This window comes from Cellulomonas citrea, assembly GCF_009829685.1.
Lineage (GTDB): Bacteria > Actinomycetota > Actinomycetes > Actinomycetales > Cellulomonadaceae > Cellulomonas > Cellulomonas citrea.
The window spans coordinates 1-16,743 of sequence record NZ_VWSD01000062.1; the positions used below are offsets into that span (position 1 = coordinate 1).

Below are 16,743 nucleotides of genomic sequence, written 5' to 3' on the forward strand. Positions count from 1 at the left end.
GCGTGAGCCGATCTTCACCGGCACGACCTCGGCACCCAGCAGCCGCATCCGAGCGACGTTGAGCGCCTGGCGGCGGGTGTCCTCCTCACCCATGTAGACCGTGCAGTCCAGGTCCATGAGCGCGGCGCGCCGTCGACGGGGTCGACCTGACCCTCGCCCCCGGGCGGGTTCTCGCGCTGCTCGGCCCGTCCGGCTGCGGCAAGTCCTCGCTGCTGCGGGCGGTCGCCGGGCTGGAACGGCCCGTCGCCGGGCAGGTGACGTGGGACGGGGCAGACGTCGGTGAGGTCCCGGTGCACCGGCGCGGGTTCGGGCTGCTGTTCCAGGACGGTCAGCTGTTCGCGCACCGGGACGTCGCAGGCAACGTCGGCTACGGGCTGCCCCGCGGGCCGGAGCGGGCCCCGCAGGTGGCCCGGCTGCTCGAGCTCGTGGGGCTGCCGGGGTCGCAGCGGCGCGACGTCGCGACGTTGTCCGGCGGGGAGCGGCAGCGCGTCGCCCTCGCCCGGTCGTTGGCCCCCCGGCCCCGGCTGCTGCTGCTCGACGAACCGCTCTCCGCCCTCGACCGCGCGCTGCGCGACCGCCTCGCCACCGACCTGCGCGCGGTGCTCGAGACCACCGGGACGACGGCGGTGTTCGTCACGCACGACCAGGACGAGGCGTTCGCGGTGGCCGACGAGGTCGCGGTGATGGCCGCCGGCCGGATCGCCCAGATCGACACCCCGGCCCGGCTGTGGCGGGCGCCGGCCTCGGAGGAGGTCGCCCGGTTCCTCGGCTACGAGGCGTTCGTCGCGGTCGACGACCCGGCGGCGGCGCCGTTGCGCGCGGCGCTCGACGGTGCGGTGGGGGACCGTGCGGTGCGGGACCGTGCGTCCGCGGGTGGGGTCGTCGCGCTGGCTCCCGGTGCGCTCGTCGTGCACGACGGTGCGCACGAGGACGCCCCTGCGGGTGGCTCCCGGGCGACGGACTCGCCGCTCGTCGGCACGGTGCGACGGGTGCACGCCCGGCGGGGCCGCACCGAGGTCGACGTCGAGGTGCCCGGCCTGGGCGCCCTCACGGCGCGCGCCCCGGTGGGCTGGTGGGCGGAGCCCGGCGGGCGTGTGCACCTCACGATCGACCCGACCGCGCTGGCCCTGGTCCCGTCCTGACCTCGCGTTCGGTCGCTCCGCCGTCCGTCGCCGCGTACCGTCGGGGGTGAGGTGATGTGCAATGACGCTCGATCGCCGCCGCATCGTGGCGCTGGACCTGAACGCCGACGCCGACACGGCCTGGGCACATCTTCGCGACCGCGCACTGATCCGCCGCTGGTTCGCCTGGGAGGCCCCTGACCTGGACGAACGCATCGACCGGGTGTTCTTCGCCGCGGCCCGCGTGGTCAACGACGGACGCCGGCGCGAGCTGCACTGGTCGGACGGCACCGTGCTGGGGCTGGCGCCGACGGGTGACCCGGCGCGCACCCTGCTCGTCGTCGACCGGCCCAGCCACGAGGGGCTGTCGTTCTACGACGGCGTGCGCGACTCGCTCGACGAGTCCTGGACCGCCGACGCCCACCAGCTGCGGTTCGCCCTCGCCGTGCACCCGGGCGAGGACCGCCACACCTGGACGGCCCGGCGGTTGGACGCCGGACCGCCGCGTGAACGGCTGCTCGACCGGATCGGGCTGCACGGGGTGCACGGGGTGCCGGTCGGAGGGCACGTCGCGGCCCGTCGGCCGGACGGCACGATGGTGGGCGGCACGCTGCTCTACCGCACGGCCCTGCAGTTCGGGGTGCACCTGCACGGGTTCGCCGAGTCGCTGCTCGTCGTCATGGAGCACCCGGCGGCCGTCCGCCCGCCGCACGGTGAGATCGACGTCGTGCTGTCCACCTACGGGCTGGACGACCGGCTGCGCGCCGAGGTGGTGCGCCGCTGGGGCGACTGGTGGCGGGCGCCGGTCCCCGCGTCCTGACCGGCCGACCGGCGGCGTGGGCCTACAGCTCGCGCTGCCAGGTGCTCGACCCGCCCGACCGGGCGAACCCGAGGGCGACGTTGATCGCGAGCATCGGGGCGTTCTCCTCGGCGTTCCAGGTGCCGACCCGCCGCACGCCCGGGGCCTGCTGGGCGAGCAGGGCCAGGTTGGTGGTCTTGACCAGCATGCCGAGCCGGTGCCCGCGGTGGTCGGCGCGGACCAGGGTGTCGACCTGCCAGGCGAAGTCCGGGCGCGCCGGCAGCACGATCTGGCTGAACGCCGCGAGCTCCCCGGTCGCCCGGTGCACGGCACCGGCGGTGAGCGTGCGCCGACCGGAGAGCGCGCGCCGGTCCTCCATCCGTCGGACCCGGGCGGCGTCCCAGGGCTCCTCGTGCCAGTCGACGCCACCGAGCGGGGCGTCGGTGCTCATCGCCTGCTCGAGGACGGCGAGCCCGTCGACGAGCGCGTCGGGGCAGCGGTCGACCCAGGTGACGGCCTCGTACCCGTGCGGTCCGGCGACTGCGGCGGCGCCGTCGTGGTGCGCCGCGAGCTCGGACGGCGGCAGCGGCACCCGGAGCACCGAGTAGCGGTCCACCTGCTCGAGCGTGAGCCCGCGGTCGAGGGCGAACCGCACCCCGGGCTGGTCCGCGCGCACCAGGCCCGAGCCGGTCGCCGGGGCCAGGGTGCCGGGGCCGGGCGCCGGTTCGGTGCGCTGGTCCACCCCGGCCAGGACGGTGCGTCGTCCCTCCCGGCGGGCCAGGTCGCAGGTCGCCTCCCACAGCGCCGCACCCAGGCCCCTGCGGCGGTGGGCCGGGCGCACGGCCAGGTCTGCGTAGAGCAGGTGGTCGTTGTCGAGCACCGGGATCTCGAGCTCGGAGTAGCCGAGCACCTCGGAGCCCTCCCGCGCGACGAGCACGACGTGGCGGACGTCGCGCGTGTCGGCGACCTGGCCCCAGCGCTCGCGGCCCGTCGTGGCGAAGTCGTGGTGGCCCCACACGTCGGCGAGGATGTCGAGCTCGGCCTCGAGCAGCGCGGCCAGGTCGGGGTCGTCGGGGCCGGTGGGCGGGGCGAGCTCGGTGACGGTGGTCATCGGGTCAGCGTGCCGACCGGTGCGCGCCCGCGCGAGGGCTTTTCGCCGCCGCGGCCCGGTGCGGCCGCTCAGCGCGCGTCGGTGAAGGGGGTGCCGGCCAGCTCGAGCGCCTGGGCGGCGGCCGAGCCGCCGGTGGCCACCACCTGCACGTCGTGCGCCCCGGCCAGCTCGAGCAGCTCCTCGAGGACGGCGATGCCGATGCTGCCCAGGTGCGTCACCTTGCGCACGTCGACCTGCACCGGGACCAGGCCGTTGCGCGAGACCCGGCGCACCTCGGCGGCCAGCCGCAGCGCCGTGCTGCGCGACGTGAGCGGCCCGGAGACGTGCACGACGGCGTGGTCGGAGGCCTCGATGGTGAGCCTGGCCGGTTCGCTCACGACGGTGTCGAGCGGGTGGCCGGGCACCAGCTGCAGGGCGCGCCGGGCCGGCGTCTCGATGGTCGCCCGGGTGCCGCCGGGCTCGATGCCGAGCTCGATCCGCAGCCCGAGCGCGGCGCTCATCGACAGTCCGCGCCCGCGGTCGCCGGGGTGCGGGGTGGGCTCACGCCAGGTGCCCTGGTCGGTGACGCTCACCAGCACCATCGCGGTTCCGGTGAGCTCGGCGTGCACCCGGACGGGGCCACCGGGGCGGCCCCCGTACCCGTGCTCGACGGCGTTGGCGACCAGCTCGCTCACCCCCAGCACGAGGCGGCGCCGGTCCTCGCGGGCCAGGCCCAGGTCGTGCGCCCAGTCGCCGAACGCGGCCCGCACGTGCCCGAGCCGCTCGGCGCCGCCGGTGAGCTCCAGGTCGAGCGAGGCCGGCGCCGACCGGTAGCGCACGGCGAGCAGGGTGACGTCGTCCGCGAAGCCTCGGATGCCGAGCTCGTCGGTGAGGTCGGCGCACAGCCGTTGCGGGGACAGGTCGCGCCCGCCGCGCGCGAGACCGTCGGCGACGTCGAGCACCCGGGCCAGACCGGCGCCGGGCTCGAGGTCGGGGTGCTCGAACAGCCCGTCGGTGAACAGCAGCACCGTGTCGCCGACCTCGAGCCGGGTGCTGCCGACGGCGCCGCCGTGCCGGGTGCCGAGCGGCCCGTCGCCGGTGGGGGGCAGCCGCCGGGCGCCGCGGGCGCTCAGCACCAACGGACCGGGGTGGCCGCGGGTGAGGTAGTCGAGTGTGCCGGTCGCCGGGTCGAGCGTGGCCGCGCACAGCGTGGTGGCGAAGGCGCCGGAGGTCCGTGACGCGAGCGCCTCGACGGCGTCGACGGCCTGCGGCAGGGAGGCGGACTCGAACAGGCGGGCGGACAGCACCGCACGCAGCTGGCCCATGACGGCGACCGCGTCGAGCCCGCTGCCCACGACGTCGCCGACGGACAGCACGAGCCGGCCGTCGGCGAGCGAGGCGGCGTCGAACCAGTCGCCGCCGACGTCCTGCGGGCGCGAGGCGGGCACGTAGGTGGCGGCGACGTCGGCGTGCGGCAGCAGCGGGACGGAGGTCGGGAGCAGCGCCTCCTGCAGGCGCAGCACGTCCTCGGGGTGGCGGTGGCGACCTGCCGGAGGGCGTCGTGCACTGCCGCTCCGGTCCGACACGTCAGCTCCTTCCGGCCGGCGCTCGGAGCCCCTGCTGCGGCGCATCGATGACGCTAACCGGCGCCGGCGCGAACCGCAGCCGGAGCGGTTGCCGGCACCCCCTTGCGCGTCCTGACGACCCTGCTCTAGGGTAACTAAAGGACTTAACAAAGGGGTTGAGGATGTCACGTGCGAGCGGTGGGGTCGATGTCACCCGCACGGCCGTGCTGGCGCAGATCGGCGCCCAGGGACCTGCCTCGCGTGCCGACCTGGCACGGCGGCTCAACGTCTCCTCGGCCCTCATCACCCAGCTGACCAAGCAGCTCATCGCCGACGGGCTGCTCACCGAGCTCGACCAGGTGCCGTCCCAGGGCGGGCGACCCGCCCGGCTGCTCGGCCTCACCGCCGCGGCGGGGAACGCCGTCGGGGTCAAGGTCGTCGCCGACCACGTCACCCTCGTCGAGGTCCGCATCGACGGGGCGGTCACCCGGACCGCCACCGAGGCCTACGACGCCTTCGCGCCCGACGCCCTCACCCGGCTCTCCCAGCTCGTCGGGGACTTCCTCGCCGGCACCGACGAACCGCTGCTCGGCATCGGCGTCGGGCTGCCCGGCAACGTCGACGTGCCGTCCCGCGGCGTCGTCGACTCCAGCCAGCTGCAGTGGTCGCAGTACCCCGTCGGGCCCACGCTGCGCCGCGACCACGAGCTGCCCGTGCTCGTGGAGAACAACGTCAACGCGCTCACGCTGGCCCAGACCCTCTACGGCCAGGGCCGGGCGCACGAGACGTTCCTCGTCGTCACGCTCGGCACCGGGATCGGCGGCGGGCTCGTCGCCGAGGGCACCGTGCTGCGCGGCGGCTCGGGCAGCGCCGGGCAGATCGGCCACGTCCCGGTCGTGCCCGACGGACCGGTGTGCCAGTGCGGCAACCGAGGCTGCCTCGAGGCCCTCATCGGCGAGCAGGCGCTGCTGCAGGCCGCGCGGGCGCGTGGTGTGATCGGCGACGGCGACCCCATCGAGCTGCTGCACATCCGGGCCTACGAGGGCGACGACGGTGCCCGCACCGTGCTCGCCGAGGCCGGTCGGCTGCTCGGCTGGACCCTCGCCGGGGTGGTCAACGTGCTCGACCCCGAGCTGCTCATCCTGCTCGGCGAAGGCGTCTCGGGCTGGGCGCACTGGGCCGTCGGCTTCGAACCGGCCTTCCGGCGCGGGCTGCTGCCGCACCTGCGCGGCCTCGAGGTCTCCGTCGAGCAGTGGCAGGACGACCGCTGGGCGCAGGGCGCGGCCAGCCTCGTGCTCGCCACGCCGTTCGAGACCGACGGGCGCTCCGGTGAGCAGGGCCGGCTCGTGCGGCAACGCCTCGTCGACCAGACGGCCGCGGGCGGGCGGCGATGACCGCGCTCGCGGCACCCGCCGCCACCCTCGAGCGCACGGCGGCACCGCGCGGCCGACGCCGCCGGTACCCGTGGCCGGTGATCATCGGCTTCCTGGCCCCCAGTGCGGTGCCGCTCGTGCTGTTCGTCTACATCCCCATGGTGCGGGCCGGCTGGATCAGCCTGCACAAGTGGAACCTCATCTCGCCCATGACCTGGGTCGGGCTGCGCAACTACACCGACCTGCTCGCCGACCCGTCCACCCGGGCCGCCTTCGGGCACACGCTCGAGTACGTCGCCGGGTACCTGCCGCTCGTGCTCATCGGCGGGCTGGCCCTCGCCCTCGCGCTCAACCAGCCGCTGCGCGGTCGCACCGCGCTGCGCGGCATCTACTTCCTGCCGGTCATCACCAGCTGGATCGCGGTCGCCCTCGTCTGGCGCTGGCTGCTCAACCCGTCGGTCGGGGTGGTCAACCAGGTGCTCGGTGCGCTCGGCATCGACGGTCCCGGCTGGTGGGCCGACCCGGCATGGGCGATGCCCTCGGTGATCATCGCCTCGGCCTGGAAGGACCTCGGGTTCGTCATGGTCATCCTGCTCGCCGGGCTGCAGTCCATCGGCGAGGACGTCGTCGAGGCCGCCGTGCTCGACGGTGCGGGGTCCTGGCGCCGGCTGTGGTCCATCACGATCCCGCTGCTGTCACCGTCGATCTTCTTCGTCGTCGTCATCTCGCTCATCAACGGGTTCCAGGTGTTCGACCAGGTGTACGCGATGACCGGGGGCGGGCCGGCCGGCTCGTCGGAGGTGGTGGTCCAGCAGGTCTACGACCTCACGTTCCACTACGCCCACGCCGGTCAGGGCGCCGCGCTGTCGTGGATGCTCTTCGTGGTGATCCTGGCGATCACCGTGGTGCAGATGTGGGGCCAGCGCCGGTGGGTGCACGATGCCTAGGCTCTCCCGGCCGCGTGCGGTCCTGCTCTGGGTGGTGCTGGCGCTCGGTGCGCTGGCCATGTTCTTCCCGTTCTGGTGGACCGTCGTCACCTCGCTCACCAGCGGTGCGGGTCTGAGCTCGACCCCGGCGATCGTGCCGGCCGACCCGTCCTGGGCCGGGTACGCCGAGCTGTTCCGGCGCACCCCGTTCGCCCGGGTCGTGCTCAACTCGGCGGGTCTGGCCGTCACCACCGTCGTCGTGCAGATCGTCACCAGCTCGCTGGCCGCCTACGTGTTCGCCCGGATCGAGTTCCCCGGCCGGCAGGTGGTCTTCACCGCGTACCTGGTCACCATGATGATCCCGATGCAGGTGCTGCTCGTCCCGCTGTTCGTGCAGATGAAGACGTGGGGGCTGGTCGACACCTACCTCGGTGTGCTGCTGCCCGGGGTGGCCTCGGTGTTCGGCATCTTCCTGCTGCGCCAGGCGATGAGCACCGTCCCGCGTGAGCTCGACGAGGCCGCCACCATCGACGGCGCCGGGCACCTGCGGATCTTCGGGATGGTCGTCATGCCGCTGGTGCGGCCGGCCGTCGCGACCTTCGCCGTCTTCTCGTTCATGAGCAGCTGGAACTCGTTCCTGTGGCCGCTGGTCATCCTGCGCTCCGCCGAGCTCAAGACCCTGCCGCTCGCGCTCGCGTCCCTCGTCGGGCAGTACTCGACCCGCTGGGACGTGCTCATGGCCGGCTCGGTGGTCTCCGTGCTGCCGATGCTCGCGCTCTACCTCGTCGCCCAGCGCCACATCATCCAGGGCATCGCCGGAACCGGCCTCAAGTAGTCCGCACCTCACCGATCGATCGAAGGAGATCTGTCATGTCCCGTGCCCCCCGCGTGGCCGCCGCCCTGGTGACCGCGTCCGCCCTCGCGCTCGCCGGTTGCTCCGGCTCGGCGTCCTCCGGCGCGAGCTCGTCGTCCGACGGGAAGGTGACCATCACCTACTCGAACTTCATCTCCAACGGCGGCAACGAGGCCAACCTCACGAAGATCGTCGACGCGTTCGAGGCCGCGAACCCCGACATCACGGTGAAGGTCACGACGCTGCCCTACGCCGACTACTTCACGGCGCTGCAGACCGACCTCGCCGGTGGCACCGCCGCCGACGTGTTCGACATGGAGTACGCCGGGTACGCGGCGCTGCAGAGCAGCGGGGTGCTCGCCCCGCTCGACGGTGTCGACGGCGCGGCCTACAAGCCCTCGCTCCTCGACGCCTACCAGACCGACGGCACCCAGTACGCGCTGCCGTCGTCCTTCTCCACGGTGGTGCTCTTCTACAACAAGGCGCTGTTCGACGCGGCCGGGGTGAGCTACCCGACCTCCAGCTGGACCTGGGCCGACGAGAAGGCCGCGGCGGAGAAGCTCACGAACGCCTCGGCCGGTGTCTGGGGCGACTACCAGCCGATCAGCTACTACGAGTTCTACAAGGCGGTCGCGCAGGCCGGCGGCTCGTTCCTGTCGAAGGACGGCAAGAAGGCGGCGTTCAACGACGCGGCAGGCAAGGCCGCCGCGCAGTGGCTGGTCGGCAAGTCCGGCACCGTGATGCCGACCACCGAGCAGGGTGCGGGCACGGCGGACTTCGACAAGAACCTGTTCACCGCCGGCAAGCTCGCCATGTGGCACTCCGGCAGCTGGATGTTCGGCGTCGTCGGCCAGCAGCCGTTCGGCTGGGACGTCGCGGTCGAGCCGGGTGACACCACCAAGGCCAGCGCGCTGTTCTCCAACGCGGTCGGCGTCTCGGCCACCTCTGCGCACAAGGAGGCCGCGCAGAAGTGGGCCCAGTTCCTCACCTCCTCGCCCACGACGGTGAGCGTGCGCCTCGACGCCGGGTGGGAGCTGCCGCCGACGTCCGACGAGTCCGCGCTCGCGTCGTACCTGACCAAGGGCACCCCGGCCAACCGGCAGGCGGTCTTCGACTCGCTCGACGCCGTGGCGCTGGCCCCGTCCATCGGGGACAACCAGACCAAGATGCAGGACGTCGTCAGCGAGAAGCTCACCGAGGCGGCCGCCGGCCGGCTCACCGTGCAGCAGGCCCTCGACCAGGCCGAGACCGAGGTCAACGCCCTGCTCGGCTGAGCACGGCACGCGGGGGACGGCAGGCGCCGTCCCCCGCGTGACCGCCTCGTCCCCGGCGCCGTCGCGCCACCCACCCCCGGAGGTCCGCATGTCGACCCTCACCGCGCTCGCCACCTCGTCGCTCGACGTGATCGTCGGCCACCAGCAGCCCTCGGGCGCCTACCCGGCCAGCCCCACGTTCTCCGCCTACCGCGGGTTCTGCTGGTTCCGCGACGGCTCGTTCATCGCCGACGGCGCCTCGGCGGCCGGGGCGGTCGGGTCGGCGGACAGCTTCTTCGACTGGTGCGCCGGCACGCTGGCGCAGCAGGCGGGCACGGTCGCCGCGGTGGTCGCGGGCGCACGCGACGGGCACCCGGTGCCGGACGACCAGATGCTGCCCGCCCGGTTCCGGTTCGACGGCGCGATCGCGGACGACGACTGGTGGGACTTCCAGCTCGACGGCTACGGCACGTGGCTGTGGGCCGTGGTCGAGCACGCCCGGCGGCACGGGCGCGACCTGGGCCGCTGGGCCGGTGCGATCGAGCTGTCCGTCGACTACCTCGTGGCCTCCTGGCGCCGGCCGTGCTTCGACTGGTGGGAGGAGCACAGCGAGCAGGTGCACGTCTCGACCCTCGGCTGCATCGGCGCGGGGCTCGAGGCGGTGCTCACCGCAGGTGTGCTCGACGGCGACCGGGCCCGGCGCGCGCAGCAGGCCGCCGCGCAGATCAGGGCGCTGGTCGCCGAGCGCGGCACCATCGACGGGCACCTCACCAAGTGGTTCGGCCGCACCGACCCGGACGCCTCGCTGTGCGCGCTGGTGGGCCCGATGCGCTGGCTCGACCCGGCCGACCCGGTCGCCGTCGGCACGGTCCGGGCGGTGCGCACCTCGCTCGCTGTCGACGGCGGGGTGCACCGGTTCGGCGACGACGTGTTCTACGGCGGCGGGCAGTGGCCGCTGCTCAGCTGTCTGCTCGGTCAGGGGCTGCTGGCCACCGGTGACGCCCCCGGCGCGCGGGCCGCGCTGGACTGGGCCGCCTCGACGGCGACCGCCGACGGTCTGCTGCCCGAGCAGGTCGCCGACCACCTGCTCGCCCCGGCGCACCGGGCCGAGTGGGTCGAGCGCTGGGGCGAGGTCGCCACACCGCTGCTGTGGAGCCACGGCCAGTACCTGCGGCTGTGGCACGACCTCGGCCAGCCCTGAGCCTGGTCGCCCCTGCACCCCCGCCCGGCTCCCCACCCGTCCGACCCTCCCAGCCCGTCCCGCAGCATCCGGAGACCACGATGACCAGCAGCCCCGCCCCCGCCGTCCGGCACCGCCCCGCCGGTGACGGGCACCCGTACGCGGCCTCGGTGGACCAGCGCGTCCCCGTCCGGCCGCAGCTCGGCGAACCCGTCACGGTGGGGGTCGTGGTGAGCGGTGGCCTGGTCGACGTGGTCTGCCGGCTCGACGGCTGGGGCGATGACACCGCGGTAGCGCTGAGCCCCGGGGCCGCCGCGGGCGTCGACCCGGCCGCCCTGGCCGGCGGCGAGGGGCACCTGGCCGAGGTGCAGGCCTCGGCGCTGCACCAGGACGGGGCCTGGCACGCGCTGCTCCCCCCGCTGCAGGCCGAGGGTGGCGCCCGGTACCGGTTCGAGGCGCGACTGCCCGACGGCACCGCCTGGACCGGCCCCTGGTACCCGGTGAGCGCGGGCCGCTGGCAGCCCGGACGCGGCACGCTGCGGGTCGCCGGCGCCGCGGAGCACCCCCGGCTGGTGCCCGGGTCGGTGCAGTGGTGGGCCGATGCCGACGGTGTGCACCGGGTGCGGTTCGCGTTGCGGCTGGCGCCGACGGAGCACGTCGTCGGGTTCGGCGAACGGTTCGACGCGGTCGACCAGCGCGGACGGACCCCCGACGCGGTCGTCTTCGAGCAGTACAAGGGTCAGGGCCGGCACGGGCGAACCTACTTGCCGATGCCGTTCGCGCACGTCGTCGGCGCTGACGGCTGGGGCTTCCACGTCCGCACCAGCCGCCGCACCTGGTTCGACGTCGGTGCGGCCACGCCCGACGAGCTCGTCGTCGAGGCGGCGCTGGACGGTTCGGCCGCCCCCACGCTCGACGTCGACGTGTGGGACGGGGACGTGGCGACCGTGCTGCGGGCGTTCGGCGACCAGGTGGGCCGGGCGGCCGAGCTGCCGGACTGGGTGTTCTCGCTGTGGGCCTCGGGCAACGAGTGGAACAGCCAGCAGATCGTCACCCGACGGATGGACACCCACGCCGAGCTCGACATCCCGGTGGGCGTCGTCGTGGTCGAGGCGTGGAGCGACGAGGTCGGCATCACCGAGTTCCGCGACGCCCGCTACGCCCGGCACACGGACGGCTCACCCCGGCGCGGCGCGGACTTCACCTTCCCGTCGGACGGCGCCTGGCCGGACCCGGCTGCCTGGGTCGCGGACATGCACACCCGCGGCATCAAGGTGGTGCTCTGGCAGATCCCGCTGCTCAAGACCGACGAGACGATCGCCCGCGACGACGTCGAGCGCACCCCGGAGGAGTGCGCCCAGGTGCTCGCCGACGGTCGCGCGCTCGCCGAGGCCGGTCACCTGGTCCGCGAGGCCGACGGGCAGCCGTACCGCAACCGCGGCTGGTGGTTCCCGCGCGCCGTCATGCCCGACCTGTCCACCCCGGCGGGCCGCGAGGCCTGGACCGCGTACCGGCGCTACCTCGTCACCGACCTGGGGGTCGACGGGTTCAAGACCGACGGCGGCGAGCACGCCTGGGGCGACGAGCTGCGCTACGCCGACGGCAGGCGTGGCGACGAGGGCAACAACCTCGTCCCGGTGCACTACGCGCAGGCGTTCGGCGACCTGCTGCGCTCGGCAGGCAAGGCGCCGGTCACGTTCTCCCGCGCCGGGTTCACCGGGTCGCAGGCGCACGGCGCGTTCTGGGCGGGGGACGAGGACTCGACCTGGGAGGCGTTCCGGCACTCGCTGCACGCCGGGATCACGGCGGCGTCCTGCGGCATCGTCTACTGGGGCTGGGACATCGCCGGCTTCTCCGGCCCGGTGCCGGACGCCGAGCTGTACCTGCGGGCGGTGGCCGCCTCGACCTTCCTGCCGCTCATGCAGTACCACTCCGAGTTCAACCACCACCGGCTGCCGCTGCGCGACCGCACGCCGTGGAACGTCGCCGAGACCAGCGGTGACGCCAGCGTGGTGCCGGTGTTCCGCCGCTACGCCCAGCTGCGCGAGCGGCTGCGCCCGTACCTGGCCGAGCAGACCCGGCGCACGATCGCGACCGACCGTCCGCTGCTGCGCGGTCTGTTCGTCGACCACCCGCACGACGAGGCGGTGTGGGCCTTCCCGCGCCAGTTCCAGCTCGGGGACGACGTGCTGGTCGCGCCGGTGACCGAGCCCGGCGTGCACGAGTGGTCGGTGTACCTGCCCGCGGGTCGTTGGGTCGACGCGTGGGACGGGTCGGTGCACGACGGCGGCTCGGTGCTCACCCGTGCCGTGCCGACCGATGTCGTGCCGGTCTACCTGCGGGAGCAGGCGGCCGGGATGCGCACGGTGTTCGAGGGCTGAGCTGCGGGGCCGAGCCCCGGGGCCCTGGTCGGTGGCTCAGCAGGTGAAGGTCGCGACCTCGTCGGCGAGCTCGCCCGCGAGCCGGGCCAGGTCGGCGACGGCGGTGCCCATCTGCTGGGCGATGTCGGTCGAGGTGGTCGCCGCCGTGGCGACCCCGGTGATGTTCGAGGCGATCTCGCCGGACCCGCTCGCGGCCTCGGCGATCCCTCGGCTCATCTCGTTGGTGGTGGCGGTCTGCTCCTCGACGGCCGCGGCGATGGTGCTCTGGTAGTCGTTGATCTGCGCCACGACCGTGGCGATCCGACCGATCGCCTCGACCGCGCCGCCGGTCTCGGACTGGATCGCCTCCACCCGGCGGGCGATGTCCTCGGTGGCCTTCGCGGTCTCCTGGGCCAGGTCCTTGACCTCACCGGCCACCACCGCGAAGCCCTTGCCTGCGTCCCCGGCCCGGGCCGCCTCGATCGTCGCGTTGAGCGCCAGCAGGTTCGTCTGCTTCGCGATCTGGGTCACCGTGCTGATGACGGACCCGATCTCCTGGCTCGACAGCCCGAGCCGGGCCATCTGCTGGCTGGTCGAGGCCGCGACATCGGTGGCCTGGGCCGCCACCCTCGCCGCCTGCGACGCGTTCTGCGCGATCTCGCTGATCGAGCTCCCCATCTCCTCGGCGCCGGCAGCCACCATCTGCACGTTGGTGCTCACCTGCTCGGCCGCGGCGGCCACGAGGCCGGCCTGCCCGCTGGTGGTGCGCGCCTCGGCGGCCATCTGCCCGCCCGCGGCCGACAGCTCGGCACTGGCCGTGCGCACGTGCTCGGCGAGCTCCTCGACGTGGCGGAGGGTCGCGGCCACGACGGTGAGGCTGCGGCACAGCGCCGCGGCCATGTCACCGAGCTCGTAGTCGCGGTGCACCGCGGGGCGCACGGTGAGGTCGCCGACGGCGAGCGCGTCGAGTGCCGCCTGGACCTCGTGCGCGTCGTGCAGCACCGCCCGTCCGACGATCGCGACCCCCACGGCTCCGGTGGCGGCGGCCAGCACGATCCCGACGACGAGCGTCATCGAGGCCGTCGAGGCGGCGTCCGCGACCGTGCGCTGCGACAGCGAGCTGTCGGGCAGTGACCGCAGGTGGACGAGCCGGACGATCGTGGCGGCGATCGCGGCACCCATCACCGCGGCGGCGACCACGATCGCGCTCACCAGCCGGGTGAGCAGGGTGAGTCGTCGACGCCGGGGCGCCCTCGTCCCGGACATGGCCGTCCTCCTTCGCACGCCGAACCCTTCGGATCGGCAGTGCGGGCCCGACGCTGATCCATCGCATCACCCGGACCGATGCATTCGTGACGCACATCACAGGCCAGGTCGGTGAACGCTCAACGAAATGGGAAGAGCGCCCCCACCGGCCGTGTTGGTCAGGTGGCACCACCCCTACACCTGGAGGACCCATGTCGATCGTCGTCACCGGAGCCAGCGGCCACCTCGGCCGCCTCATCGTCACCGAGCTGCTCGCCGCGGGCGCCGACCCGGCGACCGTCGTCGCCGGGGCCCGTCGCCCCGAGGCCGTCGCGGACCTCGGGGTCCAGACCGCCGTCGTCGACTACGCGAAGCCCGAGACGCTCGCCGCCGCGTTCGCCGGGGCCGACACCGTCATGCTCGTCTCCTCCAGCGAGGTCGGGCAGCGCGTGCCGCAGCACCAGGCCGTCATCGACGCGGCCGTCGCGGCGGGCGTCGCCCGGATCGTCTACACCAGCGCCCCGCACGCCGACACGTCCGAGCTGGTCGTGGCCCCGGAGCACCGGGCCACCGAGGAGCTGCTGCGGGCCAGCGGCCTGGCGTGGACCATCCTGCGCAACAACTGGTACACGGAGAACTACGTCGGCTCGGTGCAGGCCGCCAGCGCCACCGGTGAGGTCATCGGGGCAGCCGGCGACGGTCGCGTCGCCAGCGCCACGCGCGCCGACTACGCCGCGGCCGCCGCCGCCGTGCTGCTCGGCGAGGGCCACGAGGGCAAGGTCTACGAGCTCACCGGCGACACCGCGTGGAGCTTCCCCGAGCTCGCCGCCGTGATCGGCGAGCTCATCGGCCGCGAAGTCGTCTACCGCGACCTGCCGGGCGAGGAGTACGTCGCGGCGCTCGTCGCGGCCGGGGTGCCCGAGGGCGGCGCCCAGTTCCTCGCCGCGTCCGACGCGGGGATCAAGGCCGGGCTGCTGGCCGACGCCACCGCCGACCTGCGCACGCTCATCGGCCGCCCGACCACCCCGCTGGCCGACGCGCTGCGCGCCGCGATCGCCTGAGCAGGGACGACTGCGGCGGCGGGGTGGCCGAGGCGTCCACCCCGCCGCCGCTCCCCGTACCGGCTCCCTGCGCCCGGGCGGGCGCATGTGGGTGGTCGCTCCTACCGTCGTGGCATGGACGTCATCCTCATCCCCGGTTTCTGGCTCGACGGCTCCAGCTGGGGTCCGGTGACTGCCGCGCTCGCGGCTGCCGGGCACCGGCCGCACCCCGTGACCCCGCTCGGTCTGACCCCCGGTGACCCCACCGACGTGACGCTCGCCGACCAGGCCGCGGCCGTCGTGCGGGTGCTCGACGGGCTCGCTGCGCCGGCCGTCGTCGTCGGGCACAGCGGCGGCGGTGCGGTCGCGTACGCGGTCGCCGACGCCCGGCCCGACGCGGTCGCCCGGCTGGTCTACGTCGACGCCGGCCCGCTCGGCGAGGGCGGTGTCGTCAACGACGACCTGCCGGTGGTCGACGGCATGGTCCCGCTGCCGGAATGGGGCTTCTTCGAGCCGGAGGAGCTCGCCGGGCTCACCCCCGACCTGCTCGAGGACTTCCGGGTGCGGTCCCGGCCGGTTCCGGCGCTCGTCGCCGCCGGTCCGCAGCACCTGCACGACGAACGTCGCTACGCGGTGCCGGCCACGGTGATCTCCTCGACCATGTCGGCCGACCTGCTGCGCGAGCTCATGGCCGGCGGCCACCCGTACGTCACCGAGCTGGGCCGCGCGCAGGATGTCGAGATCGTCGAGCTGCCCACGGGCCACTGGCCGCAGCTGTCCCGTCCGGCCGACCTGGCCGCCCTCGTCATCGCGGCGGTCGAGCGCGCCGCGGGCTGACGGGGGCGGGTGAGCGGGACCCTCGCCGTCAGTCGGGCGTCGGTGCGCTCGTCGGCGCGGCGGGGGTCGCGCCTGGCTGCGCCCGAGACGCGACTGCCACGACGAGCACGAGCGCGGCGGACGGCAGCAACAGGTTGAGGGGCAGGAGCAGGGCGCCGGCCCGTGCGGCCGCGCCGTGCAGGACGCCTCGCGCACCGAGCGTGTCGATCGCCGATCCGAGGTAGTCGAGCCAGCTGAACGTGACCGCGGCGGCCAGCGCACCGCACGACAGGAGCACGGCGGTTCGTCGCCGGCCCGCGCGCCGCATGCGGATCGAGAGGACCGCCAGCGCCAGGGCGGCCAGGAGGGTGGCTGCCGCGCCGAGAGGGGGCACGAGACTCGGCGTGAGCCGCACGGAGCCGGCCGGGGCGGCGGCGCCGTCGGTGATGCCGCGCCAGTCCCATCGCCCCCATCGTCCAGATCCGGTGAGGGGAGGCTCCCAGTCGACCCGGCCGTCGGTCTGCGGCACCTCGATCGTCACCCCGACGGCGCTGATGCCGTGGGCGAGCAACCAGCTCACGGCCGGTCGGGTGTCGAGGGGGAACGTCACCGCGTCCCCCGGCTGGTAGGCGTCCGGGGTGTCGATCGTCACGTAGGGGTAGCCGTGGCGGTTGCGGTCGATGACGAGCGTGCTGCCCGTCGAGGTCGGGAACAGCCGCGTGGCCACCTCGTGCGCCGTCGCGAGCTGCTTGTCGTCCGACCTGTCGGCGGAGTCCAGCACGACGTCGGTCCGGGCATGGCCGTCCGCTCCGACGATGACCCACAGCTGTGCCTCCCCGTCGGGCGCGGGGGGAGCCGGGTCGCAGCCCGCGAGCAGTCCCGCCGCCAGGGCGAGCATCACCACCGCCGCACGTCGTCGCACCTGGTCAGGGTCCCAGCGCAGCAGAGCCGCGGGTACGTGTCGGTGCGATCGTTGTGAGGTCGTGACCCCGACCTCGCCCGGCCCGGACCGCCATCGCGGCGCACGCCGCCCGCCCCCCCGGGCCGCCTCACACCACCATCCGCATCGCGTGCCGCACACGGGTGAGGGTGCGGGCCGCCTCGTCGCGGGCCCGGGCGTTG

General features: G+C 74.4%; 14 protein-coding genes and 1 pseudogene. 10 read left to right on the forward strand and 5 right to left on the reverse strand.

The window, feature by feature from the left end:
* Nucleotides 1-126, reverse strand: a pseudogene (locus F2B26_RS17420) (tryptophan synthase subunit beta); the annotation flags it as partial.
* A 20-nt stretch (nucleotides 127-146) separates the two neighbouring features.
* On the opposite strand from F2B26_RS17420, the gene F2B26_RS08725 reads away from it, so the two are divergent.
* Together F2B26_RS08725 and F2B26_RS08730 are read left to right on the forward strand one after the other, a co-directional pair.
* Entirely contained in the window at nucleotides 147-1,142 is a 996-nt protein-coding gene (locus F2B26_RS08725; protein WP_159808459.1) for an ABC transporter ATP-binding protein, read from the forward strand.
* 61 nt (nucleotides 1,143-1,203) lie between these two features.
* The gene (locus F2B26_RS08730; RefSeq protein ID WP_159808433.1) at nucleotides 1,204-1,941 is read left to right on the forward strand and encodes a hypothetical protein; all 738 of its coding nucleotides are present in this window, start codon (nucleotides 1,204-1,206) and stop codon (nucleotides 1,939-1,941) included.
* Nucleotides 1,942-1,963: 22 nt separating this feature from the next.
* On the opposite strand, the gene F2B26_RS08735 is transcribed toward F2B26_RS08730, so the two are convergent.
* Together F2B26_RS08735 and F2B26_RS08740 are read right to left on the reverse strand one after the other, a co-directional pair.
* Entirely contained in the window at nucleotides 1,964-3,031 is a 1,068-nt protein-coding gene (locus F2B26_RS08735) for a GNAT family N-acetyltransferase (RefSeq protein WP_159808435.1), read from the reverse strand.
* Between the two features lie 68 nt (nucleotides 3,032-3,099).
* Nucleotides 3,100-4,533 carry a SpoIIE family protein phosphatase gene (locus F2B26_RS08740; protein WP_159808437.1) on the reverse strand — a complete coding sequence of 478 codons (1,434 nt, stop codon included), beginning with the start codon at nucleotides 4,531-4,533 and terminating at the stop codon, nucleotides 3,100-3,102.
* A gap of 224 nt (nucleotides 4,534-4,757) precedes the next feature.
* Here F2B26_RS08740 and F2B26_RS08745 point away from each other — a divergent pair, with 224 nt between their 5' ends.
* The 6 genes from F2B26_RS08745 to F2B26_RS08770 all read left to right on the forward strand — a co-directional run bounded on the left by F2B26_RS08745 (nucleotide 4,758) and on the right by F2B26_RS08770 (nucleotide 12,541).
* Nucleotides 4,758-5,969: an ROK family transcriptional regulator gene (locus tag F2B26_RS08745; protein ID WP_159808439.1), complete on the forward strand. Its 1,212-nt coding sequence runs from the start codon at nucleotides 4,758-4,760 to the stop codon at nucleotides 5,967-5,969.
* A complete protein-coding gene (locus F2B26_RS08750) occupies nucleotides 5,966-6,895 on the forward strand; it encodes a carbohydrate ABC transporter permease (RefSeq protein ID WP_159808441.1) in 930 nt (309 codons plus the stop codon). Before F2B26_RS08745 ends, F2B26_RS08750 begins: the two co-directional genes overlap by 4 nt.
* Nucleotides 6,888-7,709: a carbohydrate ABC transporter permease gene (locus F2B26_RS08755; RefSeq protein WP_159808443.1), complete on the forward strand. Its 822-nt coding sequence runs from the start codon at nucleotides 6,888-6,890 to the stop codon at nucleotides 7,707-7,709. Before F2B26_RS08750 ends, F2B26_RS08755 begins: the two co-directional genes overlap by 8 nt.
* Before the next feature lie 35 nt (nucleotides 7,710-7,744).
* Nucleotides 7,745-9,001 (forward strand): ABC transporter substrate-binding protein, encoded by a 1,257-nt coding sequence (locus tag F2B26_RS08760; RefSeq protein WP_159808445.1) that lies wholly within the window; start codon nucleotides 7,745-7,747, stop codon nucleotides 8,999-9,001.
* A gap of 88 nt (nucleotides 9,002-9,089) precedes the next feature.
* Nucleotides 9,090-10,181 (forward strand): glycoside hydrolase family 15 protein, encoded by a 1,092-nt coding sequence (locus F2B26_RS08765; RefSeq protein ID WP_159808447.1) that lies wholly within the window; start codon nucleotides 9,090-9,092, stop codon nucleotides 10,179-10,181.
* 80 nt (nucleotides 10,182-10,261) lie between these two features.
* Nucleotides 10,262-12,541 (forward strand): glycoside hydrolase family 31 protein, encoded by a 2,280-nt coding sequence (locus F2B26_RS08770; RefSeq protein WP_159808449.1) that lies wholly within the window; start codon nucleotides 10,262-10,264, stop codon nucleotides 12,539-12,541.
* A gap of 36 nt (nucleotides 12,542-12,577) precedes the next feature.
* Here the strand turns inward: F2B26_RS08770 and F2B26_RS08775 are convergent, their stop codons facing one another.
* Nucleotides 12,578-13,786, reverse strand: coding sequence for a methyl-accepting chemotaxis protein (locus F2B26_RS08775; RefSeq protein WP_159808451.1), 1,209 nt, complete (start codon nucleotides 13,784-13,786; stop codon nucleotides 12,578-12,580).
* A gap of 191 nt (nucleotides 13,787-13,977) precedes the next feature.
* Between F2B26_RS08775 and F2B26_RS08780 the strand changes: the two genes are divergently transcribed.
* Both F2B26_RS08780 and F2B26_RS08785 read left to right on the forward strand, forming a co-directional pair.
* Nucleotides 13,978-14,826 carry an SDR family oxidoreductase gene (locus F2B26_RS08780; RefSeq protein ID WP_159808453.1) on the forward strand — a complete coding sequence of 283 codons (849 nt, stop codon included), beginning with the start codon at nucleotides 13,978-13,980 and terminating at the stop codon, nucleotides 14,824-14,826.
* Between the two features lie 114 nt (nucleotides 14,827-14,940).
* Nucleotides 14,941-15,642: an alpha/beta fold hydrolase gene (locus F2B26_RS08785; RefSeq protein WP_159808455.1), complete on the forward strand. Its 702-nt coding sequence runs from the start codon at nucleotides 14,941-14,943 to the stop codon at nucleotides 15,640-15,642.
* 28 nt (nucleotides 15,643-15,670) lie between these two features.
* Here F2B26_RS08785 and F2B26_RS08790 read toward each other — a convergent pair whose 3' ends face one another.
* On the reverse strand, nucleotides 15,671-16,543 hold the full coding sequence (locus F2B26_RS08790; RefSeq protein ID WP_159808457.1) for a hypothetical protein: 873 nt from the start codon (nucleotides 16,541-16,543) through the stop codon (nucleotides 15,671-15,673).
* Nucleotides 16,544-16,743 lie beyond the last annotated feature (200 nt).

Excerpts from the sequence above, each read along its gene's own strand:
- F2B26_RS08755 (WP_159808443.1), top strand. The coding sequence starts at position 6,888 with ATGCCTAGGCTCTCCCGGCCGCGTGCGGTCCTGCTCTGGGTGGTGCTG.
- F2B26_RS08770 (WP_159808449.1), top strand. The coding sequence starts at position 10,262 with ATGACCAGCAGCCCCGCCCCCGCCGTCCGGCACCGCCCCGCCGGTGAC.
- F2B26_RS08730 (WP_159808433.1), top strand. The coding sequence starts at position 1,204 with ATGACGCTCGATCGCCGCCGCATCGTGGCGCTGGACCTGAACGCCGAC.
- F2B26_RS08760 (WP_159808445.1), top strand. The coding sequence starts at position 7,745 with ATGTCCCGTGCCCCCCGCGTGGCCGCCGCCCTGGTGACCGCGTCCGCC.
- F2B26_RS08745 (WP_159808439.1), top strand. The coding sequence starts at position 4,758 with ATGTCACGTGCGAGCGGTGGGGTCGATGTCACCCGCACGGCCGTGCTG.
- F2B26_RS08735 (WP_159808435.1), bottom strand. The coding sequence starts at position 3,031 with ATGACCACCGTCACCGAGCTCGCCCCGCCCACCGGCCCCGACGACCCC.
- F2B26_RS08785 (WP_159808455.1), top strand. The coding sequence starts at position 14,941 with ATGGACGTCATCCTCATCCCCGGTTTCTGGCTCGACGGCTCCAGCTGG.
- F2B26_RS08750 (WP_159808441.1), top strand. The coding sequence starts at position 5,966 with ATGACCGCGCTCGCGGCACCCGCCGCCACCCTCGAGCGCACGGCGGCA.
- F2B26_RS08780 (WP_159808453.1), top strand. The coding sequence starts at position 13,978 with ATGTCGATCGTCGTCACCGGAGCCAGCGGCCACCTCGGCCGCCTCATC.
- F2B26_RS08765 (WP_159808447.1), top strand. The coding sequence starts at position 9,090 with ATGTCGACCCTCACCGCGCTCGCCACCTCGTCGCTCGACGTGATCGTC.
- F2B26_RS08775 (WP_159808451.1), bottom strand. The coding sequence starts at position 13,786 with ATGTCCGGGACGAGGGCGCCCCGGCGTCGACGACTCACCCTGCTCACC.